The sequence below is a fragment of the Herbaspirillum rhizosphaerae genome, from assembly GCF_046025915.1.
Lineage (GTDB): Bacteria > Pseudomonadota > Gammaproteobacteria > Burkholderiales > Burkholderiaceae_D > Herbaspirillum > Herbaspirillum rhizosphaerae_A.
The window spans coordinates 309343-329661 of record NZ_JAQQFR010000002.1; the positions used below are offsets into that span (position 1 = coordinate 309343).

General features: G+C 55.8%; 16 protein-coding genes. 11 read left to right on the forward strand and 5 right to left on the reverse strand.

Annotated features, from left to right (window positions below; all coding sequences use genetic code 11):
- Window positions 1–23: 23 nt before the first annotated feature.
- Window positions 24–518 (forward strand): chemotaxis protein CheW, encoded by a 495-nt coding sequence (locus PQR63_RS04040; RefSeq protein ID WP_369828864.1) that lies wholly within the window; start codon window positions 24–26, stop codon window positions 516–518.
- A 223-nt stretch (window positions 519–741) separates the two neighbouring features.
- Here the strand turns inward: PQR63_RS04040 and PQR63_RS04045 are convergent, their stop codons facing one another.
- From PQR63_RS04045 to PQR63_RS04065, 5 genes are all read right to left on the reverse strand, one after another.
- On the reverse strand, window positions 742–1968 hold the full coding sequence (locus PQR63_RS04045; protein WP_408165843.1) for a DUF2863 family protein: 1227 nt from the start codon (window positions 1966–1968) through the stop codon (window positions 742–744).
- Window positions 1969–2168: 200 nt separating this feature from the next.
- Window positions 2169–4862, reverse strand: a complete 2694-nt coding sequence (gene acnA / locus PQR63_RS04050; RefSeq protein ID WP_408165845.1) for an aconitate hydratase AcnA — start codon at window positions 4860–4862, stop codon at window positions 2169–2171.
- Window positions 4863–4995: 133 nt separating this feature from the next.
- The gene (locus tag PQR63_RS04055) at window positions 4996–5502 is read right to left on the reverse strand and encodes a hypothetical protein (protein ID WP_408165847.1); all 507 of its coding nucleotides are present in this window, start codon (window positions 5500–5502) and stop codon (window positions 4996–4998) included.
- 29 nt (window positions 5503–5531) lie between these two features.
- Window positions 5532–6569, reverse strand: a complete 1038-nt coding sequence (locus PQR63_RS04060; RefSeq protein ID WP_408165849.1) for an HpcH/HpaI aldolase/citrate lyase family protein — start codon at window positions 6567–6569, stop codon at window positions 5532–5534.
- A 67-nt stretch (window positions 6570–6636) separates the two neighbouring features.
- The gene (locus PQR63_RS04065) at window positions 6637–7626 is read right to left on the reverse strand and encodes a malate dehydrogenase (protein WP_007876481.1); all 990 of its coding nucleotides are present in this window, start codon (window positions 7624–7626) and stop codon (window positions 6637–6639) included.
- Between the two features lie 426 nt (window positions 7627–8052).
- On the opposite strand from PQR63_RS04065, the gene PQR63_RS04070 reads away from it, so the two are divergent.
- The 10 genes from PQR63_RS04070 to lpdA all read left to right on the forward strand — a co-directional run bounded on the left by PQR63_RS04070 (window position 8053) and on the right by lpdA (window position 20285).
- Entirely contained in the window at window positions 8053–8838 is a 786-nt protein-coding gene (locus PQR63_RS04070; protein WP_094563385.1) for a GntR family transcriptional regulator, read from the forward strand.
- Window positions 8839–8992: 154 nt separating this feature from the next.
- Window positions 8993–9403 carry a succinate dehydrogenase, cytochrome b556 subunit gene (gene sdhC, locus PQR63_RS04075; protein WP_050477248.1) on the forward strand — a complete coding sequence of 137 codons (411 nt, stop codon included), beginning with the start codon at window positions 8993–8995 and terminating at the stop codon, window positions 9401–9403.
- Window positions 9404–9405: 2 nt separating this feature from the next.
- The gene (gene sdhD, locus PQR63_RS04080) at window positions 9406–9771 is read left to right on the forward strand and encodes a succinate dehydrogenase, hydrophobic membrane anchor protein (RefSeq protein ID WP_050477247.1); all 366 of its coding nucleotides are present in this window, start codon (window positions 9406–9408) and stop codon (window positions 9769–9771) included.
- Between the two features lie 2 nt (window positions 9772–9773).
- Entirely contained in the window at window positions 9774–11552 is a 1779-nt protein-coding gene (sdhA, locus tag PQR63_RS04085) for a succinate dehydrogenase flavoprotein subunit (protein WP_408165852.1), read from the forward strand.
- An 11-nt stretch (window positions 11553–11563) separates the two neighbouring features.
- Window positions 11564–12274, forward strand: a complete 711-nt coding sequence (locus tag PQR63_RS04090; RefSeq protein WP_007876492.1) for a succinate dehydrogenase iron-sulfur subunit — start codon at window positions 11564–11566, stop codon at window positions 12272–12274.
- A gap of 162 nt (window positions 12275–12436) precedes the next feature.
- Complete coding sequence (locus PQR63_RS04095; RefSeq protein ID WP_408165854.1) at window positions 12437–12706, forward strand: FAD assembly factor SdhE; 270 nt, start codon at window positions 12437–12439, stop codon at window positions 12704–12706.
- Window positions 12707–12899: 193 nt separating this feature from the next.
- Window positions 12900–14201 (forward strand): citrate synthase, encoded by a 1302-nt coding sequence (gene gltA, locus PQR63_RS04100; protein ID WP_408165856.1) that lies wholly within the window; start codon window positions 12900–12902, stop codon window positions 14199–14201.
- Between the two features lie 323 nt (window positions 14202–14524).
- Window positions 14525–17389 carry a 2-oxoglutarate dehydrogenase E1 component gene (locus PQR63_RS04105; RefSeq protein WP_408165858.1) on the forward strand — a complete coding sequence of 955 codons (2865 nt, stop codon included), beginning with the start codon at window positions 14525–14527 and terminating at the stop codon, window positions 17387–17389.
- Between the two features lie 76 nt (window positions 17390–17465).
- Window positions 17466–18713 carry a 2-oxoglutarate dehydrogenase complex dihydrolipoyllysine-residue succinyltransferase gene (gene odhB, locus PQR63_RS04110; RefSeq protein ID WP_408165860.1) on the forward strand — a complete coding sequence of 416 codons (1248 nt, stop codon included), beginning with the start codon at window positions 17466–17468 and terminating at the stop codon, window positions 18711–18713.
- Window positions 18714–18857: 144 nt separating this feature from the next.
- Complete coding sequence (lpdA, locus tag PQR63_RS04115) at window positions 18858–20285, forward strand: dihydrolipoyl dehydrogenase (RefSeq protein ID WP_408165861.1); 1428 nt, start codon at window positions 18858–18860, stop codon at window positions 20283–20285.
- Window positions 20286–20319: the final 34 nt, after the last annotated feature.

Genomic DNA, 20319 nt, shown 5'->3' on the forward strand with positions numbered 1-20319 from the left:
GGCCATTTATCATGTCAGACAACATGTCGAAAACTATTTCCGGCTTTGGCGAAAAAGCCGACAGCACGGGAAATGAATTCCTCGCCTTTACCTTGGGCAAGGAAGAGTACGGTATCGATATCCTGAAAGTCCAGGAAATCCGCGGTTACGAAGCCGTGACCCGTATCGCGAACTCGCCTGACTTCATCAAGGGTGTCGTCAATCTGCGCGGCATCATTGTTCCTATCGTCGACATGCGCATCAAGTTCCAGCTGGGCGAACCGACATACGATCAATTCACCGTCGTGATTATCCTGAACATCTCCGGTCGCGTGGTCGGTATGGTTGTGGACAGCGTTTCGGACGTGATCACCTTGTCGCCAGAACAAATCAAGCCGGCGCCTGAAATGGGTACCACGTTTGACTCCGACTACCTGATCGGTCTGGGTACACTGGATGAGCGCATGCTGATCCTGGTTGATATCGACAAGCTGATGTCCAGCGCCGATATGGGCCTGATCGAAAAGCTGGCAGCATAAGCAACAGCTAATACAGCTCCGGACAAAGGCACACGCCGCATGGCTCTGCGGCGTGTGCTTTTTTCTTTTGTGTGGGATAACGTAACCATGACTAAAGCTGCTCATGACATGAGCATTGCGTGAGAAGCTGGTTCTTTGCCCCCAGACCTCGACCGGCATGGACGATGTATGCCGATCGAAGCGTGGTGGTGAAACCGATCGCAGATGTCTGCGTGGATTGAGCTTAGTGGAAGTGTTCCGTCGATGCCGGTACGTCTTCCGGCATTTCCGCGTGCACCAGATCGCCATCCGGCGCCGGGAATAGCGGCGTGCCGCAATCATCGCAGAACTCCATCGTATAGCGTTCCGCATGCAGCTTGATGTGGACAATACCGCACTCGCGCAAAACCTCCAGAATCTCTTCTATCGGCGTTTTGGCGCTCTCTGGCTCGGATAGGTCGCGCACTTCATCTCCGTCCTCCTGCTCGTACAACGGCCACACAATGCCGTAGACGATGCCGTCATCGTCGGCCAGATTGAATCCAATGCGATATTCATCGATTTGGCCGTTGATGTTCTCGCAGAAGCTACCGATGTTGGCGTGCAGCTCCGACGAGGCGACGCCCAGCGTTTGCGTCAGGTAATGATCGGCCGCTCGGATGGCGGCGGGGCGGATGCGCTTGTCTGCCTCACGGCAAGCAAAGTAATACGGCTGTGGAAGCAGCAACTCTACATTGCAACCAGGGAGGAAGCGCGTCAGCAGCGGGGTCGCTTGAGTCGTCCACGCTTTGAGGGCAGCCTCTTTTTCGTGGATGACCGAGGCGTGTTCATCCATTTGCCAGCGAAACAGCGGTGCACCAGTCGGTACCGCTACTGCAGCGATCATGTAGCGTGTGTCAGCGAGGAAGGGCGCGGTCGGTGTTTGTTCCAGAGCGAGTTGCGGCTGACTTTGTTTGAGCGCTGCCTGTCCCATGCGTTGGGCGAGAGCAAATACATCTGCATGATGGCGTGGCAACTGCTCGATCGCATACAAGGTCGGCGCCAGCGCCAGATGGGCGTTGTCTGCCAGAACATGGGCGTGCAAGTGGGCGAACAAGCCGTTGCGAACGTCGGCCGGCAGGTTGCCGGAGGCGATGCTGAAGCGCGTCCAGGCCAACACCGGCAGCGCCAGCAATTGCACGCTATAGAGTTTGCCGTCATATTCAAGCGCGCACGCTTCGCTGTTGGCTTCTACGGCCTCAACCAGCACGTCGTAGGCTTCAAGATCGGATTTGAACAGATGATCCAGCGCGGAATCGATCATGCCTTGATGCGCGCTTTTCAGTTGTTTGTGCAGCAGCAGATCGAGGGATCGCTCCCAAGCTCTTTCTTCCAGGCGACTGGTGGAGCCGGCGACCGCTTGTGATGAATTGACCAGGCGCTGACTTTCAGCGGACAACCTGGAGGAGGAACGTTTGGCGGGGCGGCGCATGATGAAATATCGACAATCAAATGGTAGGAATACCTATTGTAGTTGATTCGACATCGCCTCGGGGATTGCCTTCAGGCATGCATTTTTATCAACGCAAAGGCGTGTGTTCACACGGCACTTTCCCCATAAAAAAACGCCGGTCGAAACCGGCGTTTTTGTTTGCTGCACGTCCCGCAGTGCGGACGTTTCGACTGGCGTGCTTAAGCAGCCAGCAGTTGACGCAGCACGAATGGCAGAATACCGCCGTGCTTGTAGTAGTCAACTTCGATCGGTGTATCGATGCGCAACAGTAGTTTGACTTCCTTGGTTTCACCATTCTTGCGATGGATCACCAGAGTGGCTTCTTGCTGTGGCTTGATCTCGCCTTCCAGGCCCTTCAGGTCGAAAGTTTCTTCGCCTGTGATGCCCAGAGTCTGCACACTGTCGTTGCCGATGAATTGCAGTGGCAACACGCCCATGCCGACCAGGTTCGAGCGGTGGATACGTTCGAAGGAGCGAGTGATCACCGCCTTCACGCCCAGCAATTGGGTACCCTTGGCAGCCCAGTCACGCGAGGAGCCTGTACCGTACTCTTCGCCGCCGAACACCATGGTTGGCACGCCGTCGTTGACGTACTTCATGGCGGCATCATAGATCGCCATTTGTTCGCCGGTCGGTTGGTGAACAGTTACGCCGCCTTCAACGCCCGGTACCATCAGGTTCTTGATACGCACGTTGGCGAATGTGCCGCGCATCATGATTTCGTGGTTACCGCGACGCGAGCCGTAGGAGTTGAAGTCTGCCTTCAACACACCGTTGGCTTGCAGCCACTTGCCGGCTGGGCTGGAGTCCTTGATCGAACCGGCCGGAGAGATATGGTCGGTAGTGATCGAGTCGCCGAATACGCCCAGAGCGCGTGCGCCGGAGATGCCGGTTGCAGCTGCTGTCGGTACTTCGGTGAAGTTTTCGAAGAATGGTGGTTCAGCGATGTAAGTCGATGTCGGCCAGTTGTAGACTTCGCCCTTGGCGACGCCCTTGATGGCTTCCCACAGCTTGCCTGGTGCGCCCTTGACGTCAGCGTAGTTCTCTTTGAAGACCTTCGCGTTCATCGCAAACTTCAACAGTTTTTCGATTTCTTGCGAAGTCGGCCAGATGTCACCCAGGAAGATTTCCTTGCCGCCCTTGCCCTTGCCGACTGGTTGCGTCATCAGGTCGACGTTGACGTTACCGGCGATGGCGTAAGCCACGACCAGCGGAGGCGACGCCAGGAAGTTCGAGCGGATGTTCGGGTGAATACGCGCTTCGAAGTTACGGTTACCGGACAGCACAGCGGAGGCTACGATGTCGTTCTTGACGATCGCTTCGTTCATTGCTGGTGTCAGGTCGCCGGCGTTACCGATGCAAGTGGTGCAACCATAAGCGGTTACGCCAAAGCCCAGTTTTTCCAGATAACCCAACAGGCCGGCTGCTTCCAGATACTTGGTCACAACGCGGGATCCAGGCGCCAGCGAAGTCTTGATGTGCGGAGCAACCTTCAGGCCGGCTTCGACAGCCTTCTTGGCCAGCAGGCCTGCTGCCAGCAGCACGCTTGGGTTCGATGTGTTGGTGCACGATGTGATCGCAGCGATCAGCACGTCACCGTTCTTGACATCGACGCCGTCGGCGTTGGTATATGCCTTTGGCAGATCTTCAATCTTCTTGTTGAAGCCGTTTTCAGCAACCGGCTTGACGAACAGGTCGGCGAAAGTCGACTTGACGTTGCCGATTTCGATACGGTCTTGCGGACGCTTAGGACCAGCCAGCGACGGTGCAACGGTGCCCAGATCCAGCGACACTTCGCTGGTGTAGTCGATGTCGCCTGCCTTTGGAATACCGAACAGGTTTTGTGCCTTGAAGTAGGATTCGAACGCGTCGATTTCCGCCTTGGTACGGCCAGTGCCCTTGAAGTAGTCGATAGTTGCTTCATCAACTGGGAAGAAGCCCATCGTCGCGCCGTATTCAGGCGCCATGTTGGCGATGGTGGCGCGGTCGGTCAGCGACAGCGACTTGGTGCCTTCGCCGAAGAATTCGACAAACTTGCCCACGACCTTGGTCTTGCGCAGCAGTTCGGTGATGGTCAACACCAGATCGGTTGCTGTGCAACCTTCGCGCAGCGCGCCGGTCAGGTGCACGCCGACAACGTCAGGTGTCAGGAAGTAAACCGGTTGGCCCAGCATGCCGGCTTCCGCTTCGATGCCGCCCACGCCCCAGCCGACGACGCCGATACCATTGATCATGGTGGTGTGCGAGTCAGTGCCGACCAGGGTGTCCGGATAGTAGACGCCTGTCTTGTTGTGCACGCCGCGGGCCAGGTATTCCAGGTTCACCTGGTGAACGATACCGAAGCCTGGGGGCACGACGCCGAAGGTGTCGAATGCCTGCATGCCCCATTTCATGAACTGGTAGCGCTCGTTATTGCGCTCGAATTCCAGCTTCATGTTCAGGTCCAGCGCTTTCTTTTCGCGGAAGTGGTCGATTTGCACGGAGTGATCGACAACCAGATCCACTGGAACCAGCGGTTCGATGTTCTTTGGGTTCTTGCCCAGCTTGTTGGCGACGTTACGCATCGCGGCCAGGTCGGCCAGCAGTGGAACACCGGTGAAGTCTTGCAGCACCACGCGTGCAACCACAAACGGGATTTCGTCAACGCGGGCAGCTTTGGCGCCCCAGCTCGCCAATTGCTTGACGTGCTCTTCAGTCACTTTCTGACCGTCGCAGTTACGCAGGACGGATTCCAGCACGATACGGATCGACACTGGCAGACGGGAGATGTTGATCCCGAGTTTCTTTTCCAGGGCGGGCAGGGAGTAGAACTTGCCTTTCTTGGAACCAGAAATCTTGAATTCCTTTAGGGTGTTCAATGTGTTGCGGGACATGGCCTCTTCTCCTTAGATTACGGATGGTATAAGTGTTTGCTTGCGCTGCGAAACCTGTGAAGCCAAGTTGCGCAGCAAATACGGGACTGCTCTACTGATAAATTCGTGCTGAATCTTGTTACCTGTTTGCTGCTTAGCTCTTCGGTGCCGCTGCTGCCGGCGCTTGAGCCGTCGGCAGTTCTACGTTCTTGCATTCGTTGGCCAGTTGCTGACCCTTCTTGGAATCCAGCAGGATGCCCTTGGCAGGGATACCGATCCAGACGAGGCCGACCTTGCGGTTTTCAAAACGGTTGGCGCCGGTGGTGGTCACGACGCGGGTCAGGCGATTGACGCGCTTGTTCCAGCGAATGGCGATGTGCTTGTCGTCATCGTCGTTCTTGTAGATAGTCAGCTTGTTGCCCATTTCGCAATTGAAATCAGCCGACTTGGTGCCGCCGATTTCCGGTTCGTTTTCATCGTCGTCTGCGTCGGAGGAAAGCGGCATTTTTTCAACAGGTGCGGCAGCTGCCTTGGCAGGCGCTTTCTTCTTGACGGTCTTTTTTGCTTTTGTTGTGGCCGGTGCTGTTTCGGCGAATGCTTGTGGCATGCCGACAGCGAAGAGGGCGCTTACGAGTGTCAGGGCGGTCAGGTATTTTTTCATCTTGCGGGTCAATTGATCTTCGTTAATGTTCAATGTTGCAGGGTGGTTGAAAGCGGTGCGGTTGTTGCTGCTGTGCTGGTTTCTGCAAACCACTGTGCAACTGCCGCGGGTAAAGCAGCGCCGCCAGCGTGGCCGCGCTGCAGAATGCTCCAGTAATAGCGATAGCTCGCACGATCATGCAACGTGCCGTCGTGTTGTATCGGCCCCCATTGCACATCCCTGGCTTTAAGCAGGATTTGTGCCGCTTCGCCGATTTCATCGTCGGCTGGCGAGAGCGTTTGCACGATCGCTTTGATCTGATTCGGATGGATACTCCACATCCGGGTATAGCCGAATTCTTGTGCTGCGCGGCTGGCATCGCCCGTAACCACGGCGGCATCTTTGATGTCGGTGGTGACGTTGTGCGACGGTACTTTACCGTGTGCGTGGCAGGCCGCGGAAATTTCCAATTTGGCGCGCGCTACCAGCGGGTGCGTGAACTGGCCGGGCGAGCGCATCGCGGTACTCGGGATCGCACCGTAGTGCGCAGATACAAAGTCCATCACACCAAAGGACAGCGATTCAACTTGTGGCAGCGCGGCGATCTGGTGCACATCTTCCAGGGCGCCGTGGGTCTCGATCAGTACATGCAGCGGCGGCATACGGCGGCCGGCTTCGCTGGTGTGACGAGAAATAGTGGCAATGGCGCGCTGAACATCGGCCAGACCGTCCGCCTTGGGCAGCATCAGGTAAGCCAGTCGCGAGATATTCGCAACGGCGGCGGTGGCGCAGATCGTCGCGACATCTTGTTCAAAAAAGGGGCTGGTGACGTCATGCACGCGGGCGCCGATGCGGCCAAAGCGATTGTCATCGCCGGCGATCAAGGAGCCAACCAGTTGCGCGTGTGCGGCTTCGTTGCCGGCGCTGGCGCCGTCTTCGCAGTCGAGCGTGATATCAAAAATCGGGCCGAGTTCTTGTTGCAGGGCAATCGACTTGCGCATCAGCTTTTCAGAGCCGGCGTAATGATCGCAGACCGGTATCGAGACCGGTTGTCGGGTGCCTGGGAACAAGACCTGGGTGGGATGCATTGCTGCTGAATTCCGAATGTATGCAAAATGACGCGGCGGCTGTATGAGCCCGCCGCGTGCTGGTCAATTAGCCGACCAGGTGTTTGACGCCTTCGCGCTCTTCCGACAATTCCTTGAGCGTGATGTTGATGCGCTCTTGGGAGAATTCGTCGATTTCGAGGCCTTGGACGATCTTGTATTCGCCGTTCTCGGTAGTGACCGGGAAGCCGAACATGGTGCCTTCAGGGATGCCGTAGGAGCCGTCCGATGGAACACCCATGGTGGTCCACTTGCCGTTGGTGCCCAGGATCCAGTCATGCACGTGATCGATCGCTGCATTGGCTGCCGAAGCTGCCGAGGACAGACCGCGTGCTTCGATGATCGCTGCGCCGCGCTTGCCGACTGTTGGCAGGAAAGTATCCTTGTTCCAGACCTGATCGTTGATCAGATCCTTGACTGGCTTGCCGTCTGCTGTCGCGAAACGGTAGTCGGCGTACATGGTTGGCGAGTGGTTGCCCCAGACGCACAGCTTTTCGATAGCCGAAACCGGTTGGCCGATCTTGGCCGCAACTTGCGACAGCGCGCGGTTGTGATCCAGACGCAGCATGGCGGTGAAGTTCTTGGCTGGCAGGTTTGGTGCCGACTTCATGGCGATGTAAGCATTGGTGTTGGCTGGGTTGCCGACGACCAGAACCTTGACGTCGCGCGAAGCAACTGCATCCAGCGCCTTGCCTTGCACGGTGAAGATTTGTGCGTTGGCTTCCAGCAGATCCTTGCGCTCCATGCCTGGGCCGCGTGGGCGGGCACCAACCAGCAGGGCGATATCGGCATCCTTGAATGCTGTCATCGGGTCGCTGTGCGCGGTCACGCCGGCCAGCAAGGGGAATGCACAGTCATCGATTTCCATGATGACGCCCTTCAGGGCCTTTTGCGCTTTTTCATCCGGGATTTCCAGCAACTGCAGGATTACTGGCTGGTCTTTACCCAGCAGGTCGCCGTTAGCAATGCGGAAGAGAAGGGAGTAACCGATTTGACCGGCGGCGCCGGTAACGGCAACACGCTTGGGGGCTTTAGCCATGTTGAATCTCCAAAGTGGTGATAGAAAGCGTTTAGTGCTGCTATGAAGCCTTGAATGGAGCCGAACTTCTTTAATGCGGCCATCTCAGGACTTCTTGTCGGCATCCCGGAAGACGCCGGCAATTACTTCGTATTCTTATAGAGACTGTAATCATACCGTCGAAAAGCGCACGTGGTCAGCTTGTTTTGCCGATTTTCAGCAGAGACCGGGCAATGCAAATCGCGCCGGTGTTGCGCGCGTCGATGCAAGTGCGAGCCGATCTGTTGATGCGTGTGTTTGTTCGAGGTGTACTCGTCGCCGAATATGCCCGCGAGTGTAGGCTTGCCCAAGTGGTGTGTCAATCACTATCTTATGTCTTATATAAGACATCTTATTCAATAGTTTTAGCTGGACGGGAGTGGGGGTTTTGTGGTCAAATTTGGGGTTATGAGCTCCAGCCTGCCCAATCTAAACAACAGCGACGCGCAAAGCGTGGGCACCAGTGTTGCTGGAGCAGCTCCTACCTTTAGTCCCCTCTATCAGCAAATCAAGGCTTTGATCACGCAGCGTCTGGAATCAGGCGAGTGGAAGCCGGGTGAGTTGATTCCCAGCGAAGTTGAGCTTGGCAGCCGTTTCAAGGTAAGCCAGGGGACCGTGCGCAAGGCGATTGACGAGCTGGCAGCCGAAAATCTGGTCGTGCGCCGGCAGGGGAAGGGTACGTTTGTTGCCACGCATCATGAAACGCATGCGCAGTTCCGTTTTCTGCGCTTGACGGCAGATGTGGACGAGCCGCAACGCGCAGAAAACAAGATAATTGAAGTCAAGCGCATGCGCGCACCTGCTGAAGTGGCGCGCCAGCTTGATATTAAGTCGGGTGACTCCGTCATTTTCATCAAACGGGTAAAATCCTTTAACGGCGTTCCGACCATACTTGAAGATATCTGGTTGCCCGGTCTGATTTTCAAAGGGCTGACCGCGGAGCGTCTGATGGAATATAAAGGGCCGCTGTACGGCCTGTTTGAAACGGAATTCGGGACACGCATGATTCGCGCTGCAGAGCAGATTCGTGCCGTGGGGGCGGATCCGGAGTCTGCGGGATTTCTGGGGGTCCCACCCCAAACGCCTTTGTTGAGTGTCGATCGCGCTTCGTATACGTACGGCGACAAGCCTGTCGAAATGCGGCGTGGCTTGTATTTGACGTTGAATCACCATTATCAGAGTGAGCTGAATTAATCGGAAATTTAGCGGGTAAGGCCTGGCCTTTGCTCGCATCCGTCTGCTGTCTGTGAGAAAGCCTAATTTGCTGCGAAGCAGAATAAGTGTTGGTGAACGTTCATGAAATCGGCGAAAATTGCAGGATTGTTTTAAATCTGAGGAGAACCTTGTTATGTCTGAAGCCGCTAAACCACCACGGCCACAATTTCGTAACATTAACATTACCCAAATTGCTGGTTACCGTATGCCGCTGGCTGCTCTGGTGTCGATCATGCACCGTGTCAGTGGGTTGTTTTTGTTCCTGATGTTGCCGTTCATCCTGTATTTGCTGGATAACAGCCTACTCTCCGAGGGCACCTTCGACTACCTCAAGGGCTTTGCTTCCAACTGGTTCGTCAAGCTGATCATTCTGGCCCTGTCCTGGGCTTATCTCCACCACTTCTGCGCCGGCATCCGCCACCTGATCATGGATAATCATATTGGTCTGGACAAGGACAGCGCACGCAAGTCGTCGAGCGGCGTTCTGGTTGTCAGCATCGCGCTGGTGATCGTCGTGGCATTGAAACTGTTCGGAGCATTCTAAAAATGGCAAACAATAATATCGGATCGAAGCGCCTCGTCGTGGGCGCTCACTACGGCATGCGCGACTGGCTGGCTCAGCGTGCTACCGCCGTTGTCATGGCTTTGTACACCGTCGTGCTGCTGGTTTGCTTTTTGACTTCCAGCGGTTTTTCTTACGACGGCTGGGCGGCAATGTTCTCGCATCAGTGGTTCAAGATGGCGACGTTCGCAGCCTTCATGGCCTTGTTCTACCACGCCTGGATTGGCGTGCGTGATATCTGGATGGATTATGTCAAGCCGGTCGCTGTGCGTCTGGTGTTGCAAGTTGCCACTATCCTGTGGCTGATCGTATGTGCCGGATGGGCGGCGCAGATTTTGTGGAGAATGTAATCGTGGCCGCTATCAAATCCACAATCCCTACACGCCGCTTTGATGCGGTTATCGTCGGCGCCGGCGGATCCGGTATGCGCGCTTCGTTGCAACTGGCTGAAGCCGGTCTGAACGTTGCGGTGTTGTCCAAAGTTTTTCCGACCCGCTCGCACACGGTCGCTGCTCAAGGCGGTATCGGTGCATCGCTGGGTAACATGTCGGAAGACAACTGGTACTGGCACATGTTCGACACCGTCAAGGGTTCGGACTATCTGGGTGACCAGGACGCCATCGAGTTCATGTGCCGCGAAGCACCTAAAGCCGTCTACGAGCTGGAACACTTCGGTATGCCTTTCGACCGTAATCCGGACGGCACGATTTATCAACGTCCGTTTGGCGGTCACACTGCAAACTTCGGTGAAAAGCCGGTGCAGCGCGCCTGTGCGGCAGCTGACCGTACCGGTCACGCACTGTTGCACACGCTGTATCAGCGCAACGTGCGCGCCAAGACTCATTTCTTCGTTGAGTGGATGGCGATCGACATCATCCGTGATCAAGAAGGTACCGTCCTCGGTGTCGTCGCGCTGGAAATGGAAACCGGCGAAGTCATGATGTTGCAAGCCAAGACAACCTTGTTCGCAACAGGTGGTGCAGGCCGTATCTGGGCAGCATCGACCAACGCCTTCATCAATACCGGTGACGGTATGGGTATGGCGGCGCGCGCAGGTCTGCCGCTGCAAGACATGGAATTCTGGCAGTTCCACCCGACCGGTGTGGCTGGTGCGGGCGTGCTGATTACTGAAGGCGTGCGCGGCGAAGGCGGCATCCTGATCAACAGCAATGGTGAGCGTTTCATGGAGCGCTATGCGCCGACGCTGAAGGATCTGGCGCCGCGCGATTTCGTTTCGCGTTCGATGGATCAGGAAATCAAGGAAGGCCGCGGCGTTGGTCCAAACAAGGATCACGTGCTGCTGGATCTGCGCCATATCGGCGCCGACACGATTCAAAAGCGTCTGCCGTCGATTCTGGAAATTGCTCACAAGTTCGCCAACGTCGATGCGACCAAGGAGCCTATTCCCGTCGTGCCGACCATCCATTATCAAATGGGTGGTATCCCGACCAACGTGTATGGTCAGGTCGTTGTGCCAAAGAACGGTTCGTACAAAGACGTGGTACAGGGCATGTACGCCATCGGCGAATGCGCTTGCGTGTCGGTTCACGGCGCCAACCGTCTTGGCACCAACTCGCTGCTCGATCTGGTGGTGTTTGGTCGCGCTGCCGGCAATCACATTGTCGAGAGCAAGTTGCAAGATCGCAGTCATCAGGATCTGCCGGCAGATGCTGCCGACCGTGCGCTGGAGCGTCTGGCACGTCTGGAAAGCAGCACTGGTTCCGAACGCGTCCAAGACGTCGCCAACTCGATTCGCGCCACAATGCAGCACTACTGCGGCGTGTTCCGCACCGATGAGTTGCTCAACGAAGGCCGTGAAAAGATCATGGAGCTGGATGAGCGCCGCAAGCATGTTTCGTTCAAGGACAAGTCCAAGGTCTTCAACACGGCACGTGTTGAAGCACTGGAGCTGGACAATCTGATTGAAACAGCCAAGGCAACCATCACTTCCGCAGCTGCCCGCAAGGAATCGCGCGGCGCGCACGCTCATCGTGATTACGAAAAGCGCGACGACGTCGAATGGCTGAAGCACACACTGTGGTTTTCCGAGGGGAATCGTCTCGACTACAAACCAGTCAACATGCAACCGTTGACAGTCGAAACATTTAAACCTAAAGCACGTACTTTCTAAAAGGTCAGAACATGACACGTACTCTGAAATTTAAAATCTACCGCTACGATCCGGACAAGGACGAAAAGCCGTACATGCAAGATCTGACCGTCGAGTTGAAGCCAACCGACAAGATGTTGCTGGATGCTCTGCAACGTATCAAGTCCGACGTGGATGACTCGCTGGCGCTGCGCCGCTCCTGCCGTGAAGGCGTGTGCGGTTCCGACGCGATGAACATCAACGGCAAGAACGGTCTGGCCTGCACCACCAACCTGAACGAATTGTCGGAGCCTATCGTTCTGAAGCCGTTGCCAGGTTTGCCGGTGATCCGCGATCTGATCGTCGACATGACCAACTTCTTCAAGCAATACGATTCGATCAAACCTTACCTGATCAACGACAGCATTCCTCCTGAAAAAGAGCGTCTGCAATCGCCTGAACAGCGTGAAGAGCTCGATGGCGTGTATGAGTGCATTCTGTGCGCATGCTGTTCGACATCGTGCCCGTCGTTCTGGTGGAATCCGGACAAGTTTGTCGGTCCTGCCGGTCTGCTGCAGGCTTATCGTTTCATCGCGGACAGCCGCGATGAAGCGACCGGTCAGCGTTTGGATGATCTGGAAGATCCGTATCGTCTGTTCCGTTGCCGTTCCATCATGAACTGCGTCGATGTCTGCCCTAAGGGTCTGAACCCGAACAAGGCGATCGGCAAGATCAAGGAACTGATGGTTCGCCGCGCAGTATAAGAAGTGCGTTGTTGAAAAGGCGGGAGGCGACTCCCGCCTTTGAATTGTGTTTTCGCGCTGGTCCGCTTGTTTGGCCGAAAACGCTGAAGTTTGTGTTGATCGACGGCGAGATGTTGTTGCCCTGACTGCACCAGTTGTACTACTTAGAAGTGAATTGAATCCATGTCCCAAAGCCATCAAGACGACCCCGCCAAACGTGCACGCCTGCGCTGGCGCGCCCGTCGTGGATTGCTGGAGAACGATCTCATTCTGACGCGTTTTCTCGACGCGAGTGAAGAGAGCATGAGCGACGACGAAGTCGATGCGTTTTCCCGCCTGATGGATCTCGGCGACAACGACCTGATGGACTTGCTCCTTGTCCGCAAGGAGCCTGAAGCAGAGGTGGACTTGCCCCAAGTCCATGCCCTGCTCAAGAAATTGCGTAGCGCCTGAACGTTCTCCAGAGTTCTGGCAATATTGGTTCAAAAGCGGCCGGCGTTGTATTAGAGGCTGTTGCAAAGTGAAGTTGGCTGCCATTCTGAAGAGCAGGGTGCGGGCAGAGCGGAATTCATTTTGCAACAGGCTCTAAAGCGGTTGATTTGCGATTTTTGATTAACGATTCATCATCACAGCTGAAGGAAGAACTATGCCCACCTCAGATATCAAAGCGACCCTGTCGTTTTCCGACGGTACGCCATCCCTGGATTTTCCCGTCTACAAGGGCACGATCGGTCCGGACGTCATCGACATCCGCAAACTGTACGGCGCCACCGGCAAGTTCACTTACGACCCAGGCTTCATGTCGACTGCGGCATGTAACTCGTCGATCACCTACATCGATGGCGACAAGGGCGAGCTGCTGTACCGCGGTTACCCGATCGAGCAACTGGCGGTCAATTGCGACTTCCTGGAAACATGCTATCTGTTGTTGCACGGCGAACTGCCGACTGCAGCACAAAAAGAAGAATTCGTCGGCACTGTGACTCAGCACACCATGGTGCATGAGCAAATGAACTTCTTCTTCCGCGGCTTCCGTCGTGATGCTCACCCGATGGCTGTGTTGACCGGTTCGGTCGGCGCATTGTCGGCGTTCTACCATGACTCGCTGGACATCAGCAATCCTGTGCATCGCGATGTTTCCGCGATCCGCATGATCGCCAAGCTGCCGACTCTGGTCGCAATGGCATACAAGTACAACATCGGCCAACCGTTCGTGTACCCACGTAACGACCTGTCGTACAGCGCTAATTTCATGCGCATGATGTTCGCGAACCCATGCGAAGAGTACAAGGTCAACGAAGTGTTGGTGCGCGCACTCGACCGCATCCTGATCTTGCACGCAGACCACGAGCAAAATGCATCGACATCGACTGTCCGTCTGGCCGGTTCGTCGGGCGCGAATCCGTTCGCTTGTATCGCAGCTGGTATCGCTTGTCTGTGGGGCCCTGCTCACGGCGGCGCCAACGAAGCTGCACTGACCATGCTGGAAAGCATCGGCTCGGTTGAGAAGATTCCTGAGTTCATCAAGCAAGTCAAGGACAAGAACTCCGGCGTCAAGCTGATGGGCTTCGGTCATCGCGTCTACAAGAACTACGATCCACGCGCCAAGCTGATGCGTGAAACCTGCTACGAAGTTCTGAATGAGCTGGGTCTGCATGACGATCCATTGTTCAAGCTGGCCATGGAACTGGAAAAGATCGCGTTGGAAGACGACTACTTCGTGTCCCGCAAGCTGTACCCGAACGTCGACTTCTACTCCGGTATCGTTCAGCGCGCGCTGGGCATCCCGACTTCGATGTTCACCTGCATCTTCGCCATGGCGCGTACCGTGGGCTGGATCGCTCAATGGAACGAAATGATCTCCGATCCGGAACAAAAGATCGGTCGTCCACGTCAATTGTTCGTCGGCTCCGAAAAGCGCGACGTTCCGGCTATCGACAAGCGTTAATTGATGTCATTGGTGGCAGGCCCGGAAGGGCTTGTCATCGACCTGTCATCAAATCGTTGTTAGTTGCCCGGCGGCCACGACTGTGTCGTGCCGCTGGTTACAACAAATAACACAAATAAAAAGCGAATCTTCAGGATTCGCTTTTTTATTGGAAATTAGGATATATAATTCGGGCTATGCTGGCTGGATAACTCAAAAAAAGTTCAGGTAGACATGGTCCTTCCCCACAACTTGATGTGCAATCCGCTAACCGGTCAGGCCGTGTCGCGGAAGGTTAGATTAACCCGCTAATCTCGCGAAACGCGAAGAAAGGTGAGCCAGATATGACTCAGCTCTACGAGCAATACAATCTCAATTCCTACCTTTTTGGTGGAAATGCACCGTACTTGGAAGAACTGTACGAGGCATACCTTAATAATCCCGGATCCGTACCAGACAATTGGCGTGCTTATTTCGACGCGGTGCAACATGTGCCTGCAGTTGATGGCTCCAATCGCCCTGACGTTGCTCACGCACCGGTCATCGCTTCATTTGCCGAACGCGCCAAGCAAGGCCCGATCCGTACCGTCGTCGCTTCCGCAGATGCCGAAATGGGTCGCAAGCGCGTCGCTGCAACACAACTGATCGCCGGCTACCGTGATATGGGTTCGCGTTACGCGAATCTGGATCCGCTGCAACGCCAGGAGCGTCCGACAATTCCAGAACTGGAGCCAAGCTTCTACGGCTTCAGCGATTCTGATATGGACATCGTGTTCAATATCAGCAATACCTACTTCGGTGGCGAAACTGCATCCCTGCGCGATCTGCTGCAGTCGCTGCGCGATACCTACTGCCGTTCGATCGGTGCCGAATTCACTTACATCAGCGACCCGACCGAAGTGCGCTGGATCCAGGAACGTCTGGAGCCGACACGCGCTTTGCCGCAATTCTCGACTGAGAAGAAAAAGCACATCCTCGACCGCCTGACCGCGGCCGAAGGCCTGGAGCGTTACCTCCACACCAAATACGTCGGTCAAAAGCGTTTCTCGCTCGAAGGCGGAGAAAGCTTTATCGCCTCCCTGGATGAAACCATCCAGCGCGCCGGTGAAAAGGGCGTTCAGGAAATCGTTATCGGTATGGCCCACCGCGGTCGTCTGAACGTCCTGGTCAACACACTGGGCAAGACTCCACAAGAACTGTTCTCCGAGTTTGAAGGTCATCACGCTGACGACCTGCCTGCCGGCGACGTCAAGTACCACCAAGGTTTCTCGTCCGACATCAGCACCCCAGGCGGCCCGGTCCACCTGTCGCTGGCGTTCAACCCGTCCCACCTGGAAATCGTCAACCCTGTGGTTGAAGGTTCGGTCAAGGCGCGTATGGATCGTCGCGGCGACAAGGACGGCTCGCAAGTGCTGCCGATTCTGGTTCACGGTGATGCGGCGTTTGCAGGTCAGGGCGTTGTGATGGAAACGCTGAATCTGGCGCAGACTCGCGGTTACGGTACTGGCGGTACCGTGCATATCGTGATCAACAATCAGATCGGTTTCACTACTTCAGATCCACGTGACTCCCGTTCGACACTGTACTGCTCGGACGTCGTCAAGATGATCGAAGCGCCTGTGCTGCACGTCAACGGCGATGATCCTGAAGCCGTCGTGTTCGCTACGCAAATCGCGGTCGACTACCGCATGCAGTTCAAGAAGGACATCGTTGTCGACATCATCTGCTTCCGCAAACTGGGTCACAACGAGCAAGATACGCCAGCGCTGACACAGCCGCTGATGTACAAGAAGATCGCGCAACATCCAGGCACACGCAAGCTGTACGCCGAGAAGCTGGCTGCACAAGGCACCATCCCGGCCGACGGCGGTGATGTCATGGTCAAGGCCTTCCGCGATGCGATGGACGCCGGCAAGCATACTGTTGATCCAGTCATCACCAACTTCAAGAGCAAGTACGCCGTCGACTGGCTGCCGTTCCTGAATCGCAAGTGGACCGACGCTGCAGATACCGCAGTGCCGCTCGCAGAACTGAAACGCTTGGCAACACGCATCACCACAATCCCGGAAGGCTTCAAGGCGCACGCACTGGTTGAGAAGGTCATCAACGATCGTGCTGCAATGGGTCGTGGTGATTTGAATCTCGACTGGGGTATGGGCGAACATCTGGCCTACGCTTCGCTGGTTGCTTCGGGTTATGCAATTCGCCTGACAGGTCAGGATGCCGGTCGCGGTACCTTCGTTCACCGCCATGCAGTGTTGCATGATCAGAACCGTGAGCGTTGGGATGCCGGTACTTATATTCCGCTGCAAAACGTCGCCGAAAATCAATCGACCTTCACCGTGATTGACTCCGTGTTGTCCGAAGAAGCGGTGTTGGGCTTTGAATACGGCTACTCGACTGCTGAGCCAAACACGCTGACTATCTGGGAAGCCCAGTTCGGTGACTTCGCCAACGGCGCGCAAGTCGTGATGGACCAATTCATCAGCTCCGGCGAAGTGAAGTGGGGTCGTGCATCGGGTCTGGTGCAAATGCTGCCGCACGGTTACGAAGGCCAGGGTCCTGAGCACTCGTCGGCTCGTCTGGAGCGTTACCTCCAGCTGTGCGCGGACAACAACATGCAAGTTGTTCAGCCGACTACTGCTGCGCAGATTTTCCACTTGCTGCGCCGTCAGATGATCCGCTTGTTCCGCAAGCCACTGATCATCCTGACACCGAAGTCGCTGCTGCGTAACAAGGATGCCGGTTCGCCGCTGTCCGATCTGGCCAAGGGTTCGTTCCAGACTGTTATTCCTGAACTGGATGACAAGATTGACGCCAAGAAGGTCAAGCGCGTTATCGCTTGCTCCGGCAAGGTCTACTACGATCTGGTCAACGCTCGCAAGGAACGCGGACAGTCCGACACAGCAATCATCCGTGTCGAACAACTGTATCCGTTCCCGCACAAGGCATTTGCTGCTGCGCTCAAACAATTCCCGAACTTCCAGGAATTGGTCTGGACTCAGGACGAGCCTCAAAACCAAGGTGCATGGCTGCAAATCCAGCACAACATCTTTGAAAATCTGACTGACGGTCAAAAGCTTGCTTACGCAGGTCGTCCAGCCAGCGCATCGCCAGCGGTCGGTTATTACGACAAGCACTATGCGCAACAAAAGGCGCTGATCGACACCGCGTTCTCGAAGCTCAAAGGCTTTGTCCTGACTAAGTAATCAGATCTTGCACGGCGCGCATCGCGAGGGCGATGCGCGCTGATGTTTATTGAATAACCCGAATCGGAGAAGTTACATGGCACAAATCGAAGTAAAAGTCCCACAATTATCAGAATCCGTTGCAGAAGCGACGCTGCTGCAATGGCATAAAAAAGTGGGCGAAGCCGTCGCACGCGACGAAAACCTGATCGACGTAGAAACTGACAAAGTCGTGCTGGAATTGCCGGCACCTGAAGCAGGCGTCATCACCCAAATCATCAAGGCCGACGGTTCGACCGTGGTCGCCGGTGAAATCATCGCGATTCTGGACACCGACGCATCCGCGCAAGTGAGCCCGCTGGAAATCAAGGCTGCTCCTGCACCGCAATCGACCAACGAACCAACCCCGGTTGCTGCTCCCGAGCTGGCCAACAAGTCCAACGTTGCCATGCCTGCCGCTGCCAAGATCCTGGCAGACAACAACATGTCGACATCGCAAGTGTCGGGCACAGGTAAAGACGGTCGCGTCACCAAGGGTGATGTGCTGGCTTCCCTGGCAACGCCGAAGGCTGCTGCTCCTGCAGCTGCCGCCGCCAAGCCTGCTCTGCAACAAGTTTCCGCTCCTGGCAAGCCAAGCCTGGAAAATCGTCCTGAAGAGCGCGTCCCAATGAGCCGCCTGCGCGCACGTGTGGCTGAGCGTCTGCTGCAATCGCAAGCAACCAACGCGATCCTGACGACTTTCAACGAAGTCAACATGCAACCTGTGCTGGACCTGCGCGCCAAGTACAAGGACAAGTTTGAAAAAGAACACGGCGTCAAGCTGGGCTTCATGTCCTTCTTCGTCAAGGCAGTGGTTCATGCACTGAAAAAGTACCCGATCGTCAACGCTTCGGTTGATGGCAACGATATCGTCTACCACGGTTACTTCGACGTCGGCGTTGCAGTCGGTTCGCCACGCGGTCTGGTGGTTCCGGTTCTGCGTGACGCGGATCAATTGTCGATCGCCGACATCGAAAAGAAGATCGGTGAATTCGGTCAAAAAGCCAAGGACGGCAAGCTGTCGATCGAAGAAATGACCGGCGGTACCTTCACTGTGTCCAATGGCGGTACCTTCGGTTCTATGCTGTCGACACCGATCATCAACCCACCGCAATCGGCGATTCTGGGCATTCACGCCACCAAGGATCGCGCTGTGGTTGAAAACGGTCAGATCGTGATTCGTCCGATGAACTACTTTGCGCTGTCCTACGATCACCGCATCATCGACGGCCGCGAAGCCGTCCTGAGCCTGGTCGCGATCAAGGAAGCGCTGGAAGATCCAGCACGCTTGCTGTTGGACCTCTAATCATCAGGACTTGAAATAAGGCGCAGGGAAAACAGAGAAGCCGGATCATCGCCCCTCTGTTCTCTCGGCGCCTTTTTTCTCTTTTGCATTGGTGCCGGATCGTAATCGGTCTGTGCACATTCAAAAACGCACTAGGATAAAACTATGAGCAAAAATTTTGACGTGGTCGTCATCGGCGGCGGCCCTGGTGGCTACATCGCTGCAATTCGCGCAGCACAACTGGGTTTCAACACTGCGTGTATCGATGAGTGGAAAAACGAAAAGGGCGGCCCTGCACCGGGTGGCACTTGCACCAACGTCGGTTGTATTCCTTCGAAGGCACTCCTCCAATCGTCCGAGCACTACGAGCATGCAGGTCATGCGTTCAAGGATCACGGTATCGACGTCAAAGGTCTGAGCCTGAATCTGCCGCAAATGCTGGGTCGCAAGAACACTGTCGTCAAGCAAAACAACGACGGCATCCTGTACCTGTTCAAGAAGAACAAGGTCACCTTCTTCCACGGTCGTGGCAGCTTCGTCAAGGGCGACGCCAACGGCTACGAAATCAAGGTTGCCGGCGCAACGGAAGAGTCGATCACTGCCAAGCAAGTCATCGTCGCAACCGGCTCGAATGCCCGCGCATTGCCAGGTTCTCCTTTTGATGAAGAGCTGATCCTGTCGAATACCGGCGCACTGGCGATCACTGAAGTACCAAAGAAGCTGGGCGTTATCGGTGCCGGCGTGATTGGTCTGGAAATGGGTTCGGTCTGGCGTCGTCTCGGTGCAGAAGTCACCGTGCTGGAAGCCCTGCCGACATTCCTGGGTGCAGTCGACGAACAAATCGCCAAGGAAGCGCAAAAGCTGCTGGCCAAGCAAGGTCTGGTCGTGAATCTGGGCGTCAAGATCGGTGACATCAAGGCCGGTAAAAAAGACGTTACTGTTGACTACACCGACGACAAGGGCAATGCGCAAAAGGCCGTATTCGACAAGCTGATCGTTTCGATCGGTCGTACCCCTAACACCACCGGTCTGAATGCTGAAGGTGTTGGCCTGAAGCTGGACGAGCGTGGCTTCATCGCCGTTGACGGCGACTGCAAGACCAACCTGCCGAACGTGTGGGCAGTGGGCGACGTTGTGCGCGGCCCGATGCTGGCACACAAGGCGGAAGAAGAAGGCGTTGCCGTTGCCGAACGTATCGCCGGCCAACACGGTCACGTCAACTTCAACACCATCCCTTGGGTCATCTACACGTCACCGGAAATCGCTTGGGTCGGCAAGACTGAGCAGCAACTGAAGGCTGACGGCGTTGCTTACAAGGCCGGGACTTTCCCATTCCTGGCAAACGGCCGTGCACGCGCACTGGGCGATACATCGGGTATGGTCAAGTTCCTGGCGGATGCGACGACCGACGAAATCCTCGGTGTGCACATCGTTGGCCCAATGGCATCGGAACTGATTTCCGAAGCCGTCGTGGCGATGGAATTCCGTGCATCCGCTGAAGACATCGCACGTATCTGCCACGCTCACCCATCGTTGTCCGAAGCAACGAAGGAAGCCGCACTGGCAGTCGACAAGCGCGCGCTGAACTTCTGATGAATCGGGTTTACCTTTACTGGTAAACTCCGGT

Coding starts and splice junctions, on each gene's coding strand:
- sdhD (WP_050477247.1), top strand. CDS start 9,406: ATGGCAAACAATAATATCGGATCGAAGCGCCTCGTCGTGGGCGCTCAC.
- PQR63_RS04040 (WP_369828864.1), top strand. CDS start 24: ATGTCGAAAACTATTTCCGGCTTTGGCGAAAAAGCCGACAGCACGGGA.
- gltA (WP_408165856.1), top strand. CDS start 12,900: ATGCCCACCTCAGATATCAAAGCGACCCTGTCGTTTTCCGACGGTACG.
- PQR63_RS04055 (WP_408165847.1), bottom strand. CDS start 5,502: ATGAAAAAATACCTGACCGCCCTGACACTCGTAAGCGCCCTCTTCGCT.
- PQR63_RS04045 (WP_408165843.1), bottom strand. CDS start 1,968: ATGCGCCGCCCCGCCAAACGTTCCTCCTCCAGGTTGTCCGCTGAAAGT.
- PQR63_RS04065 (WP_007876481.1), bottom strand. CDS start 7,626: ATGGCTAAAGCCCCCAAGCGTGTTGCCGTTACCGGCGCCGCCGGTCAA.
- PQR63_RS04060 (WP_408165849.1), bottom strand. CDS start 6,569: ATGCATCCCACCCAGGTCTTGTTCCCAGGCACCCGACAACCGGTCTCG.
- lpdA (WP_408165861.1), top strand. CDS start 18,858: ATGAGCAAAAATTTTGACGTGGTCGTCATCGGCGGCGGCCCTGGTGGC.
- PQR63_RS04095 (WP_408165854.1), top strand. CDS start 12,437: ATGTCCCAAAGCCATCAAGACGACCCCGCCAAACGTGCACGCCTGCGC.
- acnA (WP_408165845.1), bottom strand. CDS start 4,862: ATGTCCCGCAACACATTGAACACCCTAAAGGAATTCAAGATTTCTGGT.
- PQR63_RS04090 (WP_007876492.1), top strand. CDS start 11,564: ATGACACGTACTCTGAAATTTAAAATCTACCGCTACGATCCGGACAAG.
- PQR63_RS04070 (WP_094563385.1), top strand. CDS start 8,053: ATGAGCTCCAGCCTGCCCAATCTAAACAACAGCGACGCGCAAAGCGTG.
- sdhC (WP_050477248.1), top strand. CDS start 8,993: ATGTCTGAAGCCGCTAAACCACCACGGCCACAATTTCGTAACATTAAC.
- odhB (WP_408165860.1), top strand. CDS start 17,466: ATGGCACAAATCGAAGTAAAAGTCCCACAATTATCAGAATCCGTTGCA.
- PQR63_RS04105 (WP_408165858.1), top strand. CDS start 14,525: ATGACTCAGCTCTACGAGCAATACAATCTCAATTCCTACCTTTTTGGT.